This window comes from Brevibacillus sp. FIR094, from assembly GCF_050477165.1.
Lineage (GTDB): Bacteria > Bacillota > Bacilli > Brevibacillales > Brevibacillaceae > Brevibacillus.
On record NZ_JBEAES010000034.1, the window covers coordinates 44,914 to 63,378 of the forward strand.

Annotated in this window: 15 protein-coding genes and 2 pseudogenes; 6 read left to right on the forward strand and 11 right to left on the reverse strand. The window is 47.6% G+C overall.

What is annotated here, in order from left to right; translation table 11 throughout:
• Window positions 1–42: 42 nt before the first annotated feature.
• From ACQ5DJ_RS24125 to ACQ5DJ_RS24135, 3 genes are read right to left on the reverse strand one after another with little or no spacing between them, the layout of a single operon-like run.
• Window positions 43–1,101: a sensor histidine kinase gene (locus ACQ5DJ_RS24125; protein ID WP_429844632.1), complete on the reverse strand. Its 1,059-nt coding sequence runs from the start codon at window positions 1,099–1,101 to the stop codon at window positions 43–45.
• Window positions 1,098–1,772: a response regulator transcription factor gene (locus ACQ5DJ_RS24130; protein ID WP_429844633.1), complete on the reverse strand. Its 675-nt coding sequence runs from the start codon at window positions 1,770–1,772 to the stop codon at window positions 1,098–1,100. The genes ACQ5DJ_RS24125 and ACQ5DJ_RS24130 overlap by 4 nt, the downstream gene beginning before the upstream one ends.
• A 3-nt stretch (window positions 1,773–1,775) precedes the next feature.
• A complete protein-coding gene (locus ACQ5DJ_RS24135; RefSeq protein WP_429844634.1) occupies window positions 1,776–3,533 on the reverse strand; it encodes an ABC transporter ATP-binding protein in 1,758 nt (585 codons plus the stop codon).
• Between the two features lie 288 nt (window positions 3,534–3,821).
• Here ACQ5DJ_RS24135 and acnA point away from each other — a divergent pair, with 288 nt between their 5' ends.
• Complete coding sequence (acnA, locus tag ACQ5DJ_RS24140) at window positions 3,822–6,551, forward strand: aconitate hydratase AcnA (RefSeq protein ID WP_429844635.1); 2,730 nt, start codon at window positions 3,822–3,824, stop codon at window positions 6,549–6,551.
• 157 nt (window positions 6,552–6,708) lie between these two features.
• On the opposite strand, the pseudogene ACQ5DJ_RS24145 reads toward acnA, so the two are convergent.
• A pseudogene (locus tag ACQ5DJ_RS24145) lies at window positions 6,709–6,831 on the reverse strand (LysR family transcriptional regulator); the annotation flags it as partial.
• On the opposite strand from ACQ5DJ_RS24145, the pseudogene ACQ5DJ_RS24150 reads away from it, so the two are divergent.
• Window positions 6,830–7,013: pseudogene (locus tag ACQ5DJ_RS24150) on the forward strand (hypothetical protein); the annotation flags it as partial. The pseudogenes ACQ5DJ_RS24145 and ACQ5DJ_RS24150 overlap by 2 nt on opposite strands.
• On the opposite strand, the gene ACQ5DJ_RS24155 reads toward ACQ5DJ_RS24150, so the two are convergent.
• The 4 genes from ACQ5DJ_RS24155 to ACQ5DJ_RS24170 all read right to left on the reverse strand — a co-directional run bounded on the left by ACQ5DJ_RS24155 (window position 7,007) and on the right by ACQ5DJ_RS24170 (window position 9,653).
• Window positions 7,007–7,666: an anti-sigma factor gene (locus tag ACQ5DJ_RS24155; RefSeq protein WP_429844636.1), complete on the reverse strand. Its 660-nt coding sequence runs from the start codon at window positions 7,664–7,666 to the stop codon at window positions 7,007–7,009. The pseudogene ACQ5DJ_RS24150 and the gene ACQ5DJ_RS24155 sit on opposite strands and share 7 nt — an antisense overlap.
• A 59-nt stretch (window positions 7,667–7,725) precedes the next feature.
• Window positions 7,726–8,271, reverse strand: coding sequence for an RNA polymerase sigma factor (locus ACQ5DJ_RS24160; protein ID WP_429844637.1), 546 nt, complete (start codon window positions 8,269–8,271; stop codon window positions 7,726–7,728).
• A 95-nt stretch (window positions 8,272–8,366) separates the two neighbouring features.
• Window positions 8,367–8,810 (reverse strand): hypothetical protein, encoded by a 444-nt coding sequence (locus ACQ5DJ_RS24165; protein ID WP_429844638.1) that lies wholly within the window; start codon window positions 8,808–8,810, stop codon window positions 8,367–8,369.
• Between the two features lie 39 nt (window positions 8,811–8,849).
• Window positions 8,850–9,653, reverse strand: a complete 804-nt coding sequence (locus ACQ5DJ_RS24170) for an extracellular solute-binding protein (RefSeq protein ID WP_429844639.1) — start codon at window positions 9,651–9,653, stop codon at window positions 8,850–8,852.
• 456 nt (window positions 9,654–10,109) lie between these two features.
• Between ACQ5DJ_RS24170 and alr the strand changes: the two genes are divergently transcribed.
• The 4 genes from alr (at window position 10,110) to ACQ5DJ_RS24190 (ending at window position 14,277) form a co-directional block, all read left to right on the forward strand.
• Complete coding sequence (gene alr, locus ACQ5DJ_RS24175; protein ID WP_429844640.1) at window positions 10,110–11,291, forward strand: alanine racemase; 1,182 nt, start codon at window positions 10,110–10,112, stop codon at window positions 11,289–11,291.
• A 79-nt stretch (window positions 11,292–11,370) separates the two neighbouring features.
• Complete coding sequence (locus tag ACQ5DJ_RS24180; protein WP_429844642.1) at window positions 11,371–12,963, forward strand: alkaline phosphatase family protein; 1,593 nt, start codon at window positions 11,371–11,373, stop codon at window positions 12,961–12,963.
• 109 nt (window positions 12,964–13,072) lie between these two features.
• Window positions 13,073–13,882: a DUF2785 domain-containing protein gene (locus ACQ5DJ_RS24185; protein WP_429844643.1), complete on the forward strand. Its 810-nt coding sequence runs from the start codon at window positions 13,073–13,075 to the stop codon at window positions 13,880–13,882.
• Between the two features lie 71 nt (window positions 13,883–13,953).
• Window positions 13,954–14,277: a DUF3892 domain-containing protein gene (locus tag ACQ5DJ_RS24190; RefSeq protein WP_429844644.1), complete on the forward strand. Its 324-nt coding sequence runs from the start codon at window positions 13,954–13,956 to the stop codon at window positions 14,275–14,277.
• A 60-nt stretch (window positions 14,278–14,337) separates the two neighbouring features.
• Here ACQ5DJ_RS24190 and uvrA read toward each other — a convergent pair whose 3' ends face one another.
• From uvrA to ACQ5DJ_RS24205, 3 genes are all read right to left on the reverse strand, one after another.
• Window positions 14,338–16,779: an excinuclease ABC subunit UvrA gene (gene uvrA / locus ACQ5DJ_RS24195; RefSeq protein WP_429844645.1), complete on the reverse strand. Its 2,442-nt coding sequence runs from the start codon at window positions 16,777–16,779 to the stop codon at window positions 14,338–14,340.
• Between the two features lie 275 nt (window positions 16,780–17,054).
• On the reverse strand, window positions 17,055–17,558 hold the full coding sequence (locus ACQ5DJ_RS24200; protein WP_429844646.1) for a DUF4188 domain-containing protein: 504 nt from the start codon (window positions 17,556–17,558) through the stop codon (window positions 17,055–17,057).
• A 9-nt stretch (window positions 17,559–17,567) separates the two neighbouring features.
• Window positions 17,568–18,197: a TetR/AcrR family transcriptional regulator gene (locus tag ACQ5DJ_RS24205; RefSeq protein ID WP_429844647.1), complete on the reverse strand. Its 630-nt coding sequence runs from the start codon at window positions 18,195–18,197 to the stop codon at window positions 17,568–17,570.
• Between the last annotated feature and the right edge of the window lie 268 nt (window positions 18,198–18,465).

Consider the following 18,465-nt stretch of genomic DNA (forward strand, 5'->3'; position numbering starts at 1 on the left):
AAAGCTGTCCCAGACCGTCATCCGGACGAAGGGGCAGCTTTTTTATGCAGTTTGAACAAGTGTAATCGTAAACGTGGTACCTTTCCCTACTTCACTCTCAACGACGATCGCGGCATGATGCAAATCAATTATTTTTTTCACGATTGCCAGTCCCAGGCCACTGCCTGAATTAGCTCGGTTCCGCGATGGGTCCGCCTTGAAAAACCTTTCGAAAATGCGCTCCTGATTTTCCTTGGATATTCCGATTCCCGAGTCGATTATTTTCACGAGCACTTCTCCGTTTACCTTCTCCAGTTTTACGCTAATTTTCCCGCCTGCCTCCGTGAATTTGATGCTGTTGCCAAGTAAGTTGGTCCAGACTTGGTTTAGCATATCTTCGTCGGCGACGATTTCGACTTTTTCCAAGTCTATGTCCATTTCAATCTCTTTCGCCATCCATTGCGGCTCGCCTGCGAGAATGATTGCGCGTAGTTGCGTGTCCAACCGATACCGCTTCCGCTCTAAATCATGCTGGATGCCCTCTAACGCAGTCAGCTTAAGCAGGTTGTCACTGATCTTGGACAGTCGCTTGCTTTCCGACTCGATAATCTCCAAGTAACGAATACGCTCTTCTGGGCGAAGTCTTTCATTATGCAGGGCGCGTGCAAACCCGCTGATCGACGTCAAGGGCGATTGAATTTCGTGGGAAACATTGGAGATGAACTCCTGTCGTAGCTTCTCCATTTCATTTAACTGTTCCGCCACATGGTTAATGCCTTCCACTAGCTCCCCCCATTCGTGCGCCAGCTTGATGTCGAGATTGACCCGAAAATCCCCCATGGCAATCCGTCTGAGTGCATCAATCAATGGTTGAAACCTGCCCTTATGCCTTGGCATAGTGAAGAAAGAAATGATCATACCTACCCCGATGAACAAAATGCAGTTCAAAACGGAATGGACCAACACTTTTACAAGATCATTGGGATGATAGCCCATATAGCCATAAAAGAGAGTGGTAATCCCATATGCACCTAGCCCGCACAAGGCAAACACAAGACATAAGCCCACCACGCCTGCGAGTTTCAGCAAAGCATGAGAATGTTCTTGTCGCATTTTTTTCATACGACGATCTCCAATCGATAACCAAGTCCCCGGACTGTCCGGATCAAAAAGCCGTACATCGCTTCCGGAAAACGCTCCCGCAATCGATTGATGTGCACGTCTACCGTACGCTCATTGCCTTCAAAATCATAGCCCCATATTTGTTCGATCAGCTGCTCGCGGGAGATGGTCTGCCCGGGATAGCTGGCCAATTTGAACAGCAGCTCAAACTCCTTAAGTGGAATGCTCCATGTTTTCGTGCCACTGGCGACTGCAAACGTTTTACGATCAAGAAGCAGTTTTCCTGCTTGAACCTGATGCGAAGCGGCAATCCGGTAGCGCTTGAGCAGCGCTTTTACCCGGACGACCAGCTCCTGCGGATCAAATGGCTTCACCAAATAATCATCTGTCCCTAGCTCGAAGCCTTTGATTTTTTGCGATGTCTCTCCCTTCGCAGTCAGCATGAGCAAGGGAAAATCATAATGCTTGCGAAGCTTTCGACACAGCTCCCAGCCATCCATGTTCGGCATCATGATGTCAAGAATCACCAGTTGTACCTGAACCGACTCCAATTTGTCCAGGGCCGCCTGACCGTCAGCGGCTTCCACTATATCAAAGCCTTCATTGCGCAAGAAGACGCTGACGAGCTCGCGAATATGCGGATCGTCGTCGACTACCATAATTGTGGTCACGTTCTACACCCTCTCTTTTACGAGCAATTGCTGACTAGCCAAATCGCGGTACATCGCATGGGTTTGAAAAAGCTCTTCATGTGTACCCATACCTGTGATTTTTCCCTTTTCCAAAAAGATGATTTGATCTGCTTCTACCACAGTCGACAAGCGATGGGCTATCACGAGCGTGGTACGTCCCTTCATCAAATTTTGCAGCGCCTTCTGTACGATCATCTCGGAATTGCTGTCCAAGCTAGAGGTCGCTTCATCCAGCATCAAGATTTGCGGGTCCCGAAGCAGTGCACGAGCAATGCCGATTCGTTGGCGCTGTCCGCCCGATAACTTCATGCCTCGCTCCCCTACTTCTGTCTCATAGCCATTCGGCAATTCCTCAATAAATTGATCGGCATAGGCCATCTTTGCCGCCTCCTTGAGTTCCTCTTCGCTAATCGTCCGTGAAATCCCGTAGCAAATATTTTCTCGGATGGTTCCGGCGATCAAAGGGCTTTCCTGAGACACGTAACCGATTTGACTTCTCCACGACTTCAAGGAAAAATCCGTGATGGGATCATTGCCTAGCCTGATTTCTCCACTCAGTGGCTGGTAATACCTTTCAACCATTGAAAACAACGTCGTTTTGCCGCTGCCGCTCGGCCCGACAATCGCATTTACTTTTCCGGCACCAATCGTAAAGCTGACATCGTCAAGAATCGTTTCCCCGTTCTCATACGCGAAGCTCACATGGTTCACATGAATGGGCTGGCCTGCGTTTTCAAGCGTCCGTCCTGTCAAAAGATCTTCTTCCTCAGCTTCCAGCGTCGTAATGATTCTTTCAGTCGCCCCCATGGCTTTTTGCAAGGAGGTGAAAAACTGTGTGAATTGCCCCATAGGTATGACAATTTGCACCAGATACAAAATAAACGCGACCAGCTCACCAGCTGTCAATGCTCCCGAGGACACCCGCATGCCGCCATAGCCGATTACAACCACGAGCAGCACCATCAGGATAAAGGACATTAACGGTCCAATGATGGCTTGGACTTTTCCTTCTCTCAACCCGAATCGGAACAGGTTTCCGATTGCCTTTGTCCCCATCCCCAATTCGTGGGTTTCGGCATTGGAAGATTTGACGAGCCGCATCTCTTGCAGCACTTGATTCATAATCGTCGTAAAGCTAGCCGTCTCATCTTGCAGCCCTTTTGAAATTTTGTACATTTGGCTGCCAAGCGGCATGAGAATCCCCATGCATAACGGAACAGCAATGAGCATGGTTAAAGTCATTTGCCAATCGAGGTATAGCAACGTCACGACGGAACCAACAATCGTGATTAATCCGGTGAAAAAGCTGGACAATTGATCACTAATCAGGCTTTTCACGACGCCCGTATCATTGGTCATTCGACTGATCGTCTCACCTGTCCGGTTGTTGTCATAATAAGAGATCGGCAAGACGAGAAGCTTTTTCCAGAGTCGTTCACGGAGCGAGGCTACCACACTCTCGCCAACATGGTTTAATAAGTAGATGGACAGCCCTCCCGCAATGGCTTGCGCTACAAAAGCGACGACCAAAAGCACAATTTGTCCTGTCGTGATCGTAGCTAGAGAAAAGCCGTCGACCAAGTCTTTTGTAAAGAGCGGAATCACTAAAGTAACCAGTGTCGTAGCAATGCTCATGAACAACGCCACGCCGATCTTCAGTTTGGAGGGCTTTGTTTCCTTGATTAATCGAAAAAAGGGACGCCAATTTCCCCATTTCGATTGTTGGTTGGATGTTTCCATATGTTGATTTCTCCCCTTTTACTCGCTCGTTTCTCTTTGCAAGACATAAGATACTGCATGAATGTAAACGAAATATAAACGAGATAATAATTGAAGTGCGTGCAATTTTCTTCTTTATAATAAGAAGACGTTCGTGATCCAATTTTCTTTACCTATGATTTTTGTATATAAATGATGAATTTGGGGTAGAAGCCGGGAAACAAATCGTATATAATAGGTTCGTAATGAAGAAACGAAACAAGGTTTCATCAGATGAAACTCCATGTTATTATAGGGAGGTTGTATACATTGGCTAACAAAGATGCTTACAAAGTAAAGTCATCCCTGCAAGTAGGCGACAAGTCTTTTGCTTACTATAGCCTGCAAGGGTTGGAAGAACAAGGATTGGGCGATGTTTCCAAACTGCCGTTCTCCATTAAAGTTCTGCTCGAGGCTGCTGTACGTCAGTTCGATGGCCGCGCTATCACGAAAGAACACGTACAATCACTGGCGACCTGGACAAAAGGCCGCGACGAAAACCAAGAAGTACCTCTTATGCCAGCTCGTATCGTTCTGCAAGACTTCACCGGTGTACCGGCTGTAGTTGACTTGGCAGCGATGCGTATCGCGATGAAACGCGCTGGTGGAGATCCAAAACGAATCAACCCATTGGTTCCAGTTGACCTCGTTATTGACCACTCCGTCATGGTTGACGATTTCGGTAACGCGTCCGCTCTGGACAACAACATGAAATTGGAATTCGAACGCAACCAAGAGCGCTACCGCTTCCTGCGTTGGGCACAAACTGCGTTTGACAACTTCCGTGCGGTTCCTCCAGCTACTGGTATCGTTCACCAAGTAAACTTGGAGTACCTCGCAACTGTAATCGCTACTCGTGAAGTAGATGGCGAATTGGTTGCTTTCCCTGACTCTCTCGTAGGTACTGACTCCCACACCACTATGATCAACGGTCTTGGTGTTCTTGGATGGGGTGTTGGTGGTATCGAGGCAGAAGCAGGAATGCTCGGCCAACCTCTGTATTTCGTAACTCCAGAAGTAGTTGGTTTCAAACTGACTGGCACGCTGAATGCTGGTGCAACTGCAACTGACCTCGCTCTGACTGTTACGCAAATGCTGCGTAAAAAAGGTGTTGTAGGTAAATTCGTGGAGTTCTACGGACCAGGCCTGTCCAACATCTCGCTGGCTGACCGCGCTACCGTAGCGAACATGGCACCTGAGTACGGCGCTACAATGGGCTTCTTCCCAGTAGATGCTGAGACAATCAACTACATGCGTCAAACCGGTCGTGAAGAAGACCTCATCTCCTTGGTTGAAACTTACACCAAAGCGCAAGGCCTCTTCCGTACTGACGAGACTGTTGACCCAGTATTCTCCGAAACATTGGAACTGGATCTGTCCACTGTCGTACCTAGCTTGGCTGGTCCAAAACGTCCTCAAGACCGCGTAGAACTGACTGCTATGAAGGAATCCTTCAATAACAGCTTGCGCACGCCGATCGACAAAGGCGGATTTGGTCTCTCCGAAGAGAAAATCGCAGCTAGCGCACCAGTTGCTTATGCAAACGGTGAAACAGCTACGCTGAAAACAGGTGCAGTTGTTATCGCAGCGATCACTTCCTGTACCAATACATCTAACCCAAGTGTAATGCTGGGTGCTGGTATCCTGGCGAAAAAAGCTGTGGAAAAAGGCCTGAAAAAGCCTGCTTTCGTAAAAAGCTCCCTGGCTCCAGGTTCCCGCGTAGTTACACAATACCTGACTGACGCTGGTCTGATCGACTCCTTGGATGCTATCGGATTCAACGTAGTTGGTTATGGTTGCACCACTTGCATCGGTAACTCCGGTCCATTGCCAGATGAAACCAGCAAGGCAATCGCTGACGAAGATCTGACAGTTGCAGCGGTACTCTCCGGTAACCGTAACTTCGAAGGCCGTATCCATGCACAGGTAAAAGCGAACTACCTCGCTTCTCCTCCATTGGTTATCGCCTATGCACTGGCAGGTACTGTAGATATCGACCTGACGACAGAGCCTATCGGTACTGGCAAAGACGGTCAACCTGTATTCTTGAAAGACATCTGGCCTTCTCCACAAGAGATCGCAGCTGCAATGGACAAAGCTATGAATCCTGCTCTGTTCCGCGCTGAGTACGGCCAAGTCTTCACGCAAAACGAAGCTTGGAACAAAATCGACGTTCCAACTGGCGACCTGTACGAGTGGGATGAAAAATCCACGTACATCCAAGAGCCGCCATTCTTCCAAAACCTGGCTGGAGAAATCGCGAAAATCGCAGACATCAAAGCAGCGAACACCATCGCACTGTTCGGTGATTCTGTGACCACTGACCATATCTCCCCAGCGGGTAACATCTCGCCAACTAGCCCTGCAGGTCTGTATCTGCAAGCAAACGGCGTAGAGCGCAAAGACTTCAACTCCTACGGTGCTCGTCGTGGTAGCCACGATGTAATGATGCGCGGTACATTTGCAAACATCCGTATCCGCAACCAAGTAGCTCCTGGAACTGAAGGCGGCGTAACCAAATACTTGCCAACTGACGAAGTAATGTCCATCTACGATGCTTCCATGAAGTATCAAGCAGACGGTACTCCACTCGTTGTACTGGCAGGTAAAGAGTACGGTACTGGTTCTTCCCGTGACTGGGCAGCAAAAGGTACATTCCTCTTGGGTATCAAAGCGGTTATCGCTGAGAGCTTCGAGCGTATCCACCGTGCTAACCTGGTTGGTATGGGCGTTCTGCCTCTGCAATTCGCTGGTGACCAAAGCTGGAAGTCCCTCGGCATCGACGGTACTGAGTCCTTCAGCATTGTGGGCCTCTCCGATGATGTTCAACCTGGCCAACGCGTAAAAGTAGAAGCTACTAAGAAAGACGGCAGCACCTTCGAATTCGAAGCAATCGTGCGCCTCGATTCCATGGTAGACGTAGACTACTACCGCAATGGTGGTATCCTGCAAACGGTTCTGCGTCAATTGCTGGATGAAGGTAAACCAGTAAACGCGTAAGCAAACGAATAAAAAATAAGTTCGTATCAGCACCCACCCAACAAAAAGGGCAGACTCCGAGTATTCGGCAGTCTGCTCTTTTTATGTTTCCATATTTTCTCCTCCTCTATTGCGATAACCTCCCTTGCTGCTTCTATGAAAGATAATAGGATTGGTGAAAGCCAACTGGAAGCCGATAGGCGCAAAGAACCTCGTTGGCACTTATCGTTAGGGTACCGCTTAGATTTTCATTGTCATGAACGCCGCTGCGAGCTTCGTCCAATTTGTTAAGACAGATCATGGATTATGAGATTTTTAATATGGGTGACGTTACCTTGCAATCAGGAGTGACATTACCTAGCGCTTTTCTTGCTTATAAAACCTATGGAAAATTGAATGAAAAGAAAGATAATGTCATCGTCTCCCAGTAACACACCTCCCCCATTCGACAGGGCTGTTTTTCCGCAAGTAACCATCTATGACCCGGCTATTTTTTTTCCTCTTGGTTGTCTGCTGTTGGCGTCCGGTTCGACAGTGATGCCGATTTGATCAAAAGTCTGCCCTTCGGCGAGCTGGTAGGTCAATATTCCGGATCCGTTTTCGTCCGGCTTGAATATGCCACCATTTTCCCTTGTGCTGTTTTTCAGCAGCCAAACCTGGTAAACCTGTGAACCTTCGACGCCGGGCAATTCGTGAACCTGCACCACCAAATTTTTCTCTGATCCCTGCTGGACAATATAGGCGATGCCGTTTGTTCCCGGGTGGCTTTGATTGGCTGCTTTTAAGGGCATCGCCGTTAAAATTTCAATGGGTATATTTTCGGCATGGCGATTTTTTTCCTGTACATTCGCTATTCCAAGACCAATAAACGCGAGCAACAAGACGGCCACGATACTGGTTGAAACTGGACTGAACTGGCTTTTGAACATCATAGCGAGCTTGCTCATCTTAGCCATGAATGTTTTTGTACCGCTTTTCCTTTTGTGATCAAAAACAAACCCCAGCACCTCGCCTTTTAGCGATTCAGGCACCTCGATTTCGGTATAATCAAACGGCAAAGCATACCAAGCCTGGGATAATTCCTGATATTCTTTCTTACACTCCGTACAATTCTTTACATGTTCAGCAAAGGCCATGTGGTCGCTCTCCTTGAGCTCATTTGCTATATATGGAATTAAATGATCACAAACCCTTCTCATTTTAAATCCTCCAGTTCCAGATGCTTTCTCAATCCTTTAAGAGCCTGGTGAAGCCTGCTTTTAATCGTGCCGAGCGGCTCTTGTTCCAGCTTGGCGATCTCTGAAAGAGAATACCCTTTCCAATAAAGCAAATCGATTAATTTTCTTTGCGCCGTCGGCAATTTGTTTTTCGCCATCGAAATATCATTCGTATTGACTCGTTGCTCGACTGCATTTGCAGGGTCGGCGATCTCTTCATGTTCCTCTTGATGGTGTTGCGTATGCCTCTTCTCTTTGCGGAGGTAGTCAATGCATATATTACGGGTAATCGTGAGGAGCCAATTTACAAAGCTGCCTTGAGCAGGATCGTAATGACTGTTTGTTGTCCATAGCCTCAAAAAGACCAATTGAATAATCTCTTTCGTCTTATCCTCATTCCCATTGCAAAACTTCATAACAAAGCCGTAAACAAGTTTTATATATCGATCATAGAGCTCCTCTAATGCGTGACCATTTTTTTCGTTTACCAATCGCATTAATTCCGCATCGTAATTTTCTTTCATGTGGCACTCCCTGCTTTTGGATAAAAATATATTGCCATAACACTATTTTCAAAGTAAAGAAGAGAACGACCGCAACTGATCGTTCCCTGGGCAGCTTATTTAAATGCTGTTTCGCTGTTTACGACAAACCATACTTCTTTTACTCCTTGTCCGTTTACATCCCCTTCTTGCTGGTCTTTTGCAAAATAATAGAGTGGGAAGCCTTTGTACGTAACCTGCTTCTTCCCGTTGTCTTCTCTTGTGATCGTATCGAAATCCTTTTTGTCAAAACCTTCCGGGACGGCGAAATCCTCCTGGGTAAATGCCGGCCAGTTTGCCAGGCAGTCTCCGCTACAATTGCTTTTTCCTGCTTCGTCCTTTTTAAAGTAATACAGGGCCCTACCCTGGGGATCCGCCAGGTACTCTCCAGCTTTCTCACTCTTCAAAAGCTGGAGGCTGTCAGCCGGGGCTTGTTCCGATTTAGTTTGTTCCGATTTTCCACAGGCAGCCAAAGCAAAAATAATCAAAAGTATCGCAAGGGTAAAAACGGCTTTTTTCATGTATGTTTCCTCCCAGTTTTTTAGATTGATGACTCGTCCTTACTTCCAGCCCCATTTTTGAAAGATTTGGTGAGATTCTTCCGTTCTTAAATAATCAATAAATTGCTGTGCCTCTTTTTTCTGATCAGTGATTTTCGTCAGTGCGATCGGCGTTCCACGATAGAGCTTTTCATTTTCGGGCAGTTCAACCAGGTCAGTCACATCCTGGAGCCGGTAATACCACGATTCATAGGTAATCCAGGCGTCCAGGCTAGCATTCGATTTCCATCGTTCAATGGCTTCAGCACTCGACTTTACAGACAGGTTACTATTTTGGGAAATGCCTTCGATCAGCCCTTTTCTGCCTGCCAGGTCTTCCCACAGGCCAAGCTGACCAGCCCCATGCACATCGATTATTTTTACTCCCTTTTTCGTTAAATCCTTCAGGCTTTCAATCTTCTTAGGATTTCCTTTCCTCACCAATATTCCGGCAGCACGCGGGTAAAGCTCCGTACGTGATTTCGTATCGATCATTTCGGGGTGATTAAAGATGAAGTCCTGTAGCATATACTCGGAGCCACCGAAAATAATATCTGCATCTTGCTTTGCTTGGCCGATCCAATTGCCCTCTGGTCCAGCTGTTACTTCCACCTTCATTCCTGTCTCAGCTGAAAATTGTTCAGCAGCTTCCTTGATCGGTCCAAGTGGTCCACCTGGTCCATACACCCGGATGACCTGATCACTTTGGCTGGAATTTGGTGTCGCCTGGGACGCCAGCTTACCATCCATTTGTGCATAGGCTGACATTCCGGCAGCCGTAAAGGCAAAGAGTAGTAGAACTGCGAGGAACACGGTCTTCTTCATGATTCTTCCTCCATTTCACACATGTTTTTTAACGGTACTATCAAAGGAAACGAAGGGAGGCTGTAAACGGTTTGATTGTAATCGCAAATAGTTAGAAGGTTTTATAAATCTCTGGAAAACTAGTCTGATAAAGAATAAATAAAGATCTCCGCACCACCTACGCCAGCCTGGCCAGGAGTGTGGCGATCTTTTTCATGTTTTGACACGAAGCGGATTCTTGGTCTCTCTCATCTGTTTTAATTGAAATTGGCTGGTTTGAAAATTTGATCGTATAACTTAGCTTCAATGAGGCTTTCTAAGTTAGTACAGCAAATATATAATGCATTGATTACTTTCAGAATGCTCTCTAGAATAACCTTTTTGTTATCTCTCCCTGATTGGCCACGCTTAAGTAGAAGATGCGGTGAATACGCATGGAAGAGGGAAGTGTTTTCCAGAAAAAGGGAGGTGTTCGTGATGAAACAGTTGTTTCGCGAAACCTGGATTGAGATAAATCTCGATGCCATCAAGAAAAACATTCGGGCGATACGTCGGCATATTCCTAAACAGACGAAAATCATGGCGGTTGTAAAAGCGAATGCCTATGGACATGGTTCTGTTGGAGTAGCCCGCCATGCCCTCGAGTACGGGGCAACTTCCCTCGCTGTCGCCATTCTAGAAGAAGGTATCGTCTTACGAAAGGCGGGAATTGTAGCCCCTATACTCGTGCTGGGATTCACTCCTCTTTCACGTGTCAAAGAGGCCGTCGCCTGGAATATTGAGCTGTCTGCCTTCCAGACTGATTGGATCAAAAAAGCCGATAAAATTGTCAAATCAACAGCTTTCTCCAATCGTCTGAACATCCATATCAACATAGATACAGGTATGGGACGTTTGGGCGTACGGACAAAATCTGGGTTGCTCTCAGTCGTGAAGGCCTTAACGTCGAGCTCTTCCCTTGCATGGACTGGAATCTTCACTCATTTTTCCACTGCAGATGAACCCGATCACACCTTGACCAAAGCCCAACACGAGTTGTTTGTTCAATATCTTCGTTATCTGAAGGAAAAAGGCTTCAAACTTCCTACCGTACACATGTGCAACACCGCCGCTACCATTGCTTTTCCCGAATACAGCTCCGATATGATCCGCCTCGGAATCGGCATGTATGGGCTGTATCCATCCGCTTATATCCGACAACTCAATCGTGTCAAGCTCGTTCCGGCTCTCAGCTTGAAATCGTGCTTCTCCAATGTAAAGGCAATGCTAACGCCACCGTATACCATTAGTTATGGTGCGACATACATAGCAAAGCGAGGAGAGGTCATCGGGACGATTCCAATCGGTTATGCCGACGGTTATTCGCGCGCACTCTCTAACCGAGGATTTGTTCTGTATCAAGGCAGACGGTTGCCGATCGCAGGGCGAGTGACGATGGATCAGATGATGGTGAGCTTGGGAGAAGGCAGTGGAAAGCAAGGCGATGAGGTCGTGATTTACGGCAAGCAAGGAAACCGCGAGATTACTGTCGATGAAATTGCAGAAATGCTCGGGACGATCAACTATGAAGTCGTTGCCACTCTCAGTAATCGCATCCCTCGTTTGTTTTTGGAAAAAGGGGTGGTTGTAGAGATCTCTCATCTGTTGCCGGAAGGTTAAATGAGCCAGGCTCGGTGAATAGTTTTTCCACGAAAACAAAAAATAGGAAAAACCAAATTCACAAAAAAGGAATGGAAACATGAAGTCGCGATTCACATACGCCATCCTTCTCCTGTTGGCGCTGAGTCTGACTGTCATCAGCTGCAAGCCAGACTCAGCTTCCCAAATCCGTCAGCATAGCCTTAGGGCTCAACCCGCAGCTGAGAGAAATGAATCGCAAAAGCCTGTCCTGTTCATTCTCATTGATTCGTTAATGGACAAACCACTACAAGAAGCGATCCGGCAAGGCCGCGCTCCTGCTCTAGGTTATTTGCTTGCAAACGGGCGCTATTACCCGCAAATAGTGAGTTCTTTTCCCACCATGTCGGTAACTATCGACAGCACACTCCTTACAGGAACGTATGCCAATGAGCATCATGTACCGGGATTATCGTGGTTCAGCAACAAGGAAAAGAGGATGATTTATTACGGGTATGGTCCCAAAGAAGGTCTAAAGATCGATCAGCCACAAGTGCTACTTGATATCCTTCATCAATTGAACCTGGTCCAGCTCAATCGTGATACGAAAACCATCCATGAAGAATTGGCGGAAAAAGGCAAGGATACGGCTTCCATCAATGCTATTCTATGGCGAGGTAAAACGCCACACACCTTACAAATCCCCCGTCTCATTGATTTCGGCACGCGTTTGCCTGGCGAACTGAATGTGACCGGACCAAAACTGATGTCGTATGCAACATTTGCCCAGCTGGATCCGAATCAAAAGAGTGAAAAGCGTATTTGGCGAAAATACGGGATGAATGATGAGTTTTCCGCGCAAGAGGCTGCCTATCTCATCGCCAACAAGAAGCTCCCCCCTCTTACCATCACCTACTTGCCGGAAAATGATATGGAAGTACATAAGAAAGGACCCGCTACGATCGAAGGGATTGAAAAAGCGGATAAAGCGCTTCAAGCCGTACTCAATGCATTTGGCTCGTGGGATAAGGCAATCAAAGAAGCGCGGTGGATCGTCATGGGAGACAGTGGCCAGAGCGCTGTTCTGGATGATCGCAAGGCCGCTACTATTGACTTGCGCAACTTATTGACCGACTATCAAATAGCCAAAATCAGTAAGCCTGTCACCCCTACTGACCAAATCGTAATTTCGACTAACGAACGGATGGCCTATATTTATGCCTTGGACCCGCGTATTCCATTACCCGATATCGTAAAACGATTGCAGCGTGAACCAAAGCTGGACATCATCGCAAGAAAAGACGACCAAAGGATTATTGTTTCAGCAGGCAAGATCAACCGAGAGTTTATTTATCAACCAAACGGTCCCTTTATCGATCCATATGGTCAAACATGGACCTTCAGCGGTGACCCGCGTCTGCTCGATATGACCATGAACAAGAACCGGATCACGTATGGGAAATATCCGGATGTTTTGGCGAGGCTCTACGGTGCAATGAATTCGCATGAGGGCAGATATGTGGTCGTTACTGTTCAGCCTGGGCATGAGCTCATTACCGAAAGCTCTCCCACTCATATCGGCGGAGCGGCACACGGTTCCTTGCACGAGGTAGACTCACTCGTTCCCCTGCTGGTAACCGGGACCACCACGGGGCCCCAAACTTTGCGTATCGTTGACTTGAAAGACTGGCTGCTGCGCCTGACAACCGAATGAGTGAAGCACCTTGTAGAGAAAGGGCAGGTATCGGCGAATCTGCCCTCTTCACTTTTTATTCCGTCGCCACAATAATTGTTGTAAAATTAGGGAAATAAAAGGAGCTGAGATGATGGCATTAAAAGAAACCTTGCTCGCGATTCGGGCGAATAGCTTTCTGGCGCCGCCACATGCTTTTGAATTGGCGCTCGAAATGGTGACGCACATCGGTTCACCCGATCCCCAACTTCGTGATGAGCTCATTTATTCCACGTTTTCTCATTGGATAGAGGAAGGTGTGCTCTCCCCTGAACAACTACAAGAGCTGCTAGCGATTGCACTCGACGACCAGCATTTATTTTATCGGATAGGCGAAAATGGGACGGACTCGGTATTCACTCGCTCCTTTTCTGTTTTATTGCTTCCCCTTATCCTGATCCTGCATCGGAATCATCCTTTTCTCGCCAAAGAAGCGATTCTTTACGTGAAAGACAAACTTTTCTCTTACATACGGCAAGAAGCAGACCTGCGAGGGTATGTGGAAGAAAAGGGCTGGGCGCATGCTACCGCTCATGCTGCTGACGCTCTCGATGACCTGGCCCAATGCAGTGAACTGGATCAGACTGACCTGAAGCAAATTCTCGGAGTCATCCGTGAAACAATCACAGAGGCGAAATCAGTTTATGCGTACGAAGAAGATGAGCGCTTGGTGACTGCTGTCCTTTCTGTCTGGAATCGTGATGAACTCTCCTTGGATGATATCGATGGATGGGTTCGAAGTTTTGCGAATCGTTTGGATAGTGGCTATTCGATCGAAGCCTATACGGGGCGAATCAATGTGAAAAACTTTTTGCGGAGCCTGTACTACCGCATCCACGATCAGGAAAAATATGAGCGCATAGCAGCGACCTTACTTCCTCTAAGTGCCCAACGAGCATAGCCCCCGAAAGTAAAAAACGAATGCATGTTCTCCTCTATTTTAGGCACCCTATTGATGAGGAGGGATGATGCATGGATCAACGGAGCTTTGAACGAATTTATGAAGCCTACAAAAATGAGGGAGAACAACAGGCGATCCAGGAAAATGGAGATAACAGCCCACTGACGAATACAGGAAAAGAGCAAATCGTGGCCGTCAGGAAAAACGACGATGGAGACTTGATTGCCTTTAAAACAGACTCAGGTCGTGAGCTCGATTATATCACCGCACTCAACGATGCAAAGGCTGGCAAGCTGGCTCATGTAGACGTGTTTCACAAGTATGGGAGAGACATTCTGCGGAGTGAGCCAGACGGAATCAAGGAAAACAATTTGGATCGTTTACCTGACTTTTGACAGCAAAAAGGTCGCCCACAGCAGAATCTGGGCGACCTTTTTGTATCGATGCGCATTCGATTAGTGGATAAACTTTCCGGTATTCGACTCTTTCGTGGCTGCCACTTCTTTTGGTGTTCCGCTCGCAACCACGGTCCCTCCAGAACTACCTCCTCCAGGTCCCATATCAATCACCCAGTCAGAAGCGGCGATCAATTCTGTGTTGTGCTCGACCATAATCACTGTATTTCCGGCGTCGACCAATTTGCTCAAGAGTACATGGAGCTTCTCGACGTCAATTGGATGAAGTCCTGTCGATGGCTCATCCAGTAGATACAGCGTATGTCCTGTAGAAGATGCACTCAGCTCCCTAGCCAGCTTCAACCGTTGTCCTTCACCACCGGACAAGGTCGTCACGGACTGCCCCCATTGCAAGTAGCCGAGTCCTACCTCACACAGCAGGGTCAGCAATTGCGTCATCTTCTTTTGCTCGCTAAACAGGGAGAGGCTCTCCTCAATACTAAGCATCAATATATCGGAAATGGAATAGCCTTGGTACGTTACCTCCAAGACCTCTGAACGAAATCTTTTTCCACGACAATCCGGGCAGACGACCTGCAAGTTAGCTAGAAAATGCATGTCCACTTCCACTCGCCCTAGTCCCTCACAGCGCTCACATCTTCCGCCCGGCGTATTGAATGAAAAGTGTTTGGCATCCAAACCACGCTTTTTGGCTGTGGGCAAGGTAGCGTATATTTTGCGCAAGAGCGTATACAAGTCGACGTACGTGGAGACATTGGAACGCTGCATACGTGATAGTGGCGACTGATCCACTGTTATGACGCTTTGGATGGCTTCGAGTCCCGTAATTGCGCGGCATCCTGCTATTTTTCCCGTTCGCTTCTCGGCAGCCGCTGCCAGCAAATCGTAGACGAGTGTCGATTTACCCGAGCCAGAGACACCCGAAACTGCTACCAGCCTTCCCAGTGGGAACGATATCGTCACATCGCGCAAATTGTGCAACGTAGCCCCTTCAATAGTAATCCACTCGCCTGTTCCCTTGCGCTCTTTGGACGACAGCACTCTCTGTTCTTTCAAGTAGCGGCCTGTGACAGAATGCGGTTGGTTCAGCAATTCTTTCAGTGAACCTTGCCCTACGATTTCGCCTCCAAAACGTCCTGCTCCTGGACCCACATCAATCACATGATCCGCTTCTTGAATCACTCGTTGGTCATGTTCGATGAGCAGTACCGTGTTGCCCAAATCACGCAACTCCTTCATGACCTTCACGAGTCCATCCGTGTCCTTTGGATGCAGACCCGATGTTGGTTCATCCAGCAAATAAAGAACGCCAGTCAAGCCAGAACCGAGAATGGAAGCGAGCCGCAATCGCTGTGCTTCACCGCCAGATAGAGAGATAGCTTGTCGATCGAGGGTCAAGTAGCTTAGCCCCACATGGATGACGCGCCTGATCTTGATGAGCAAATCGTGAAGGACAGCCTCCAAAATCGTGTCTCCTTCACGGGCAGCTCGTACATGCACACTCTCCACCCAATCCCCCAGCTCCTCCAATGAGCTCTTGGATAGGCTCGGCAGCGTCCTGCCTTCGACTGTCACGAGGCGACTCTCCTCCTTTAACCTCTCACCATGGCAGTCGTGACAAGGTTGGGTCAGAAAGTAAGCAGCTTCACCCGATTGTCCATCTTTTTCCCTATAGCGTTGCCACATCCCTGTGATCACACCTTTAAACCTTCCCTTTCCTACCGTTTTCGGGGGATGAACAGAAGGGAAGTGTTGAGAAAACTCCTCGCTCTCTACGCCATATTTGAGCAGATCCCACTGGGCTTCGTTGTATTCGTTCAATGGCAGATTCATCAGCAAGCCGTAATGTTTTCCTGCCGCCGCAAGCACGCTGGCCTGATATTCATTAATCGCCTCGTACCAAAAGGTAACAGCTCCTTCCCGAATGCTCCTTGTTTCATCAAACACGGCTTCCACATCAATATCGACGATCGTTCCCAATCCACTGCAAGTCGGGCAAGCACCTTGGGGCGTATTAAACGAATAATCTGCTTTGGTCAGAGGGAGATGAATATAGGTACATACCGGACATGTGACGGCTTCTGTTTCTTTGCCATTGGCAGCAGGTGCTATTGGTGCGTGACACTTCTGGCATCGCCTCTCCCCCTTCTTTTCATAGACTGTGCGCAGATAAGTATACATGTCTGTGACGGTTCCAACTGTCGATCTAGGATTACGGTTGGTCACATGTTGACTGATCGCAATGGAGGGTGACAGTCCTTCGATCGAATCCACACGAGGCTTCGCTAGTGCTTCAGATGACATTCCACTGGACTCCATATATTGTCGTTGGCATTCTCGTTGCAAAATATCAAGTGCCAGCGTCGATTTACCCGATCCAGATGGTCCGGTTACCACCACGAGACGATGCTTGGGAATCTCGAGAGAAATGTTTTTCAAGTTGTTTTCTCTTGCTCCCCGAATGCGAATCAAGTCTTTCATGCAAAAAACCTCCTTCATGATTGAAATGTCAGTCCCTTTCGCTGACGAAGACTGACCTGCTTGATCAACTATACAACATTCATGCAAGTGCCAAGGTTATTGTAAAAATGCCCCTTTGACTACTGTTAGAAATACAAAGGATCACGTCATGGTACTTTCATGTTTTTCTCGAACAAAACGACCCTCTCTTCCTTAGACCTTGCAGCCGTTGGACAGTCAGTCCAATGCTGCATCGCTCTAAAAAGAAGAAAGGGTCGCTTGTTTGCGACAAGCTTTTATTGTGTAGGAGTAGGTACCGCTGGCTCGTTCTCACCGCCCAATCGGCGGCGTGCCGTCTCCCTTTTTCCCACTGCCGGTAGATGCTCTCCTGCCTTGGCCAATCCCCAGACAGGCATATTTCCGTAAAGGCATTCGTATTTTCCAGCATCAACCAAGTACGTCTCGTGAAAAATCCCAACCGTTCCATCCGTTCCTACCGCTTGGTTGAACTTCCTCCACGCGCTCAGATGATTGTGGCTTTTTCTCGCGTAATTTTCCAGGTGCTCATAGGATCGCCAGTACTGGATTTGAGTGATTTCACGCAGATTAAAATGCGAAGTGTGACCCAACAGTCCGAGCTCCGGGTGCTGATACAATTCACGCATCATGCCTCCCATGGCGTTGGCTACTGGCATCCACTTGTGAACCGCAAGCATACTGTTGATTCGCATCCCGATGATAAATACGACGAAAGGTCCTTCCACTTGTGCTGTAAAACGCCCCGGAACTACTTTTGCCATCAGACTCCCCTACCTTATCAAAGATTTGAGGTGCAGCTCGTAACACCCCATATAATCAGACACATGAAACAAATGTGCAGTCAGATAGGCTCCGTAAAACATCGAGAATAACAGAATGACGGCTTCCTCCTCTGACAGGTGAAGGGCAAGCTGACCATCTTCGGCTGCTTCTTGCACGCCCTTTTGCAACATCTGATGAAGATTAGTAGCTCTAATGGCTTCCCTCTCCTCATGTTCGGGGAAGCGCAAATACAATTCAGCATCAGATAAAAGCGGTACACACGGATGCATTTTTTGCTCGGCTAAAAAGCTGATAAGGCTAAGCATGACCCCAGGTTGCTTCACACTATCTCGCGTAACCTTGGCAAAAATATGCCGAACGGCTTCCCATCCCCTCTTGCCCGTAGTCCGTAGCTCAACAAAGCACTCTGCTTGCCAGATGCTCATGTAATATATCAAGAGCTCTTCCTTTTGCGGGAAAAATTTAAAGAATGTGACCTTCGATACCTCTGCTTGTTCGCAAATGTCATCCACCAGTACATTTCGGAAGCTCCCGTCACCCATCAGCTCCAAGGCAGCGTCCAGAAGGGCTAATTTGGTTTTTGCTTTCTTTTTCTCACGGAGTGATAATCCTTCCATCTTGTACTCCTTTTTCCATATTTCTATTTTCATTTATATTAGTACATAAATTAACTTAAGTAAAGTTTTTTGTTCAAGTAAACAAAGGTCAGACCCCTAATCACGAAGGCTCACTCCTATGTGAAACTGGGGCACAAGAAAGGCAACGTGGTGTTAACCATGCGATAATAATTACGCCATCGATCGTTCAAAAAATAAAGCCAGCCAAAACACTGAACTGCACCCCAATTGTTAGACACATCTAACAGTTGGAGGTGCAGTTTTTTGT

Excerpts from the sequence above, each read along its gene's own strand:
- ACQ5DJ_RS24125 (WP_429844632.1), bottom strand. The coding sequence starts at position 1,101 with ATGAAAAAAATGCGACAAGAACATTCTCATGCTTTGCTGAAACTCGCA.
- ACQ5DJ_RS24135 (WP_429844634.1), bottom strand. The coding sequence starts at position 3,533 with ATGGAAACATCCAACCAACAATCGAAATGGGGAAATTGGCGTCCCTTT.
- ACQ5DJ_RS24155 (WP_429844636.1), bottom strand. The coding sequence starts at position 7,666 with ATGGCCTTTGCTGAACATGTAAAGAATTGTACGGAGTGTAAGAAAGAA.
- ACQ5DJ_RS24160 (WP_429844637.1), bottom strand. The coding sequence starts at position 8,271 with ATGAAAGAAAATTACGATGCGGAATTAATGCGATTGGTAAACGAAAAA.
- ACQ5DJ_RS24165 (WP_429844638.1), bottom strand. The coding sequence starts at position 8,810 with ATGAAAAAAGCCGTTTTTACCCTTGCGATACTTTTGATTATTTTTGCT.
- ACQ5DJ_RS24170 (WP_429844639.1), bottom strand. The coding sequence starts at position 9,653 with ATGAAGAAGACCGTGTTCCTCGCAGTTCTACTACTCTTTGCCTTTACG.
- alr (WP_429844640.1), top strand. The coding sequence starts at position 10,110 with ATGAAACAGTTGTTTCGCGAAACCTGGATTGAGATAAATCTCGATGCC.
- ACQ5DJ_RS24180 (WP_429844642.1), top strand. The coding sequence starts at position 11,371 with ATGAAGTCGCGATTCACATACGCCATCCTTCTCCTGTTGGCGCTGAGT.
- ACQ5DJ_RS24185 (WP_429844643.1), top strand. The coding sequence starts at position 13,073 with ATGATGGCATTAAAAGAAACCTTGCTCGCGATTCGGGCGAATAGCTTT.
- ACQ5DJ_RS24190 (WP_429844644.1), top strand. The coding sequence starts at position 13,954 with ATGGATCAACGGAGCTTTGAACGAATTTATGAAGCCTACAAAAATGAG.
- uvrA (WP_429844645.1), bottom strand. The coding sequence starts at position 16,779 with ATGAAAGACTTGATTCGCATTCGGGGAGCAAGAGAAAACAACTTGAAA.
- ACQ5DJ_RS24200 (WP_429844646.1), bottom strand. The coding sequence starts at position 17,558 with ATGGCAAAAGTAGTTCCGGGGCGTTTTACAGCACAAGTGGAAGGACCT.
- ACQ5DJ_RS24205 (WP_429844647.1), bottom strand. The coding sequence starts at position 18,197 with ATGGAAGGATTATCACTCCGTGAGAAAAAGAAAGCAAAAACCAAATTA.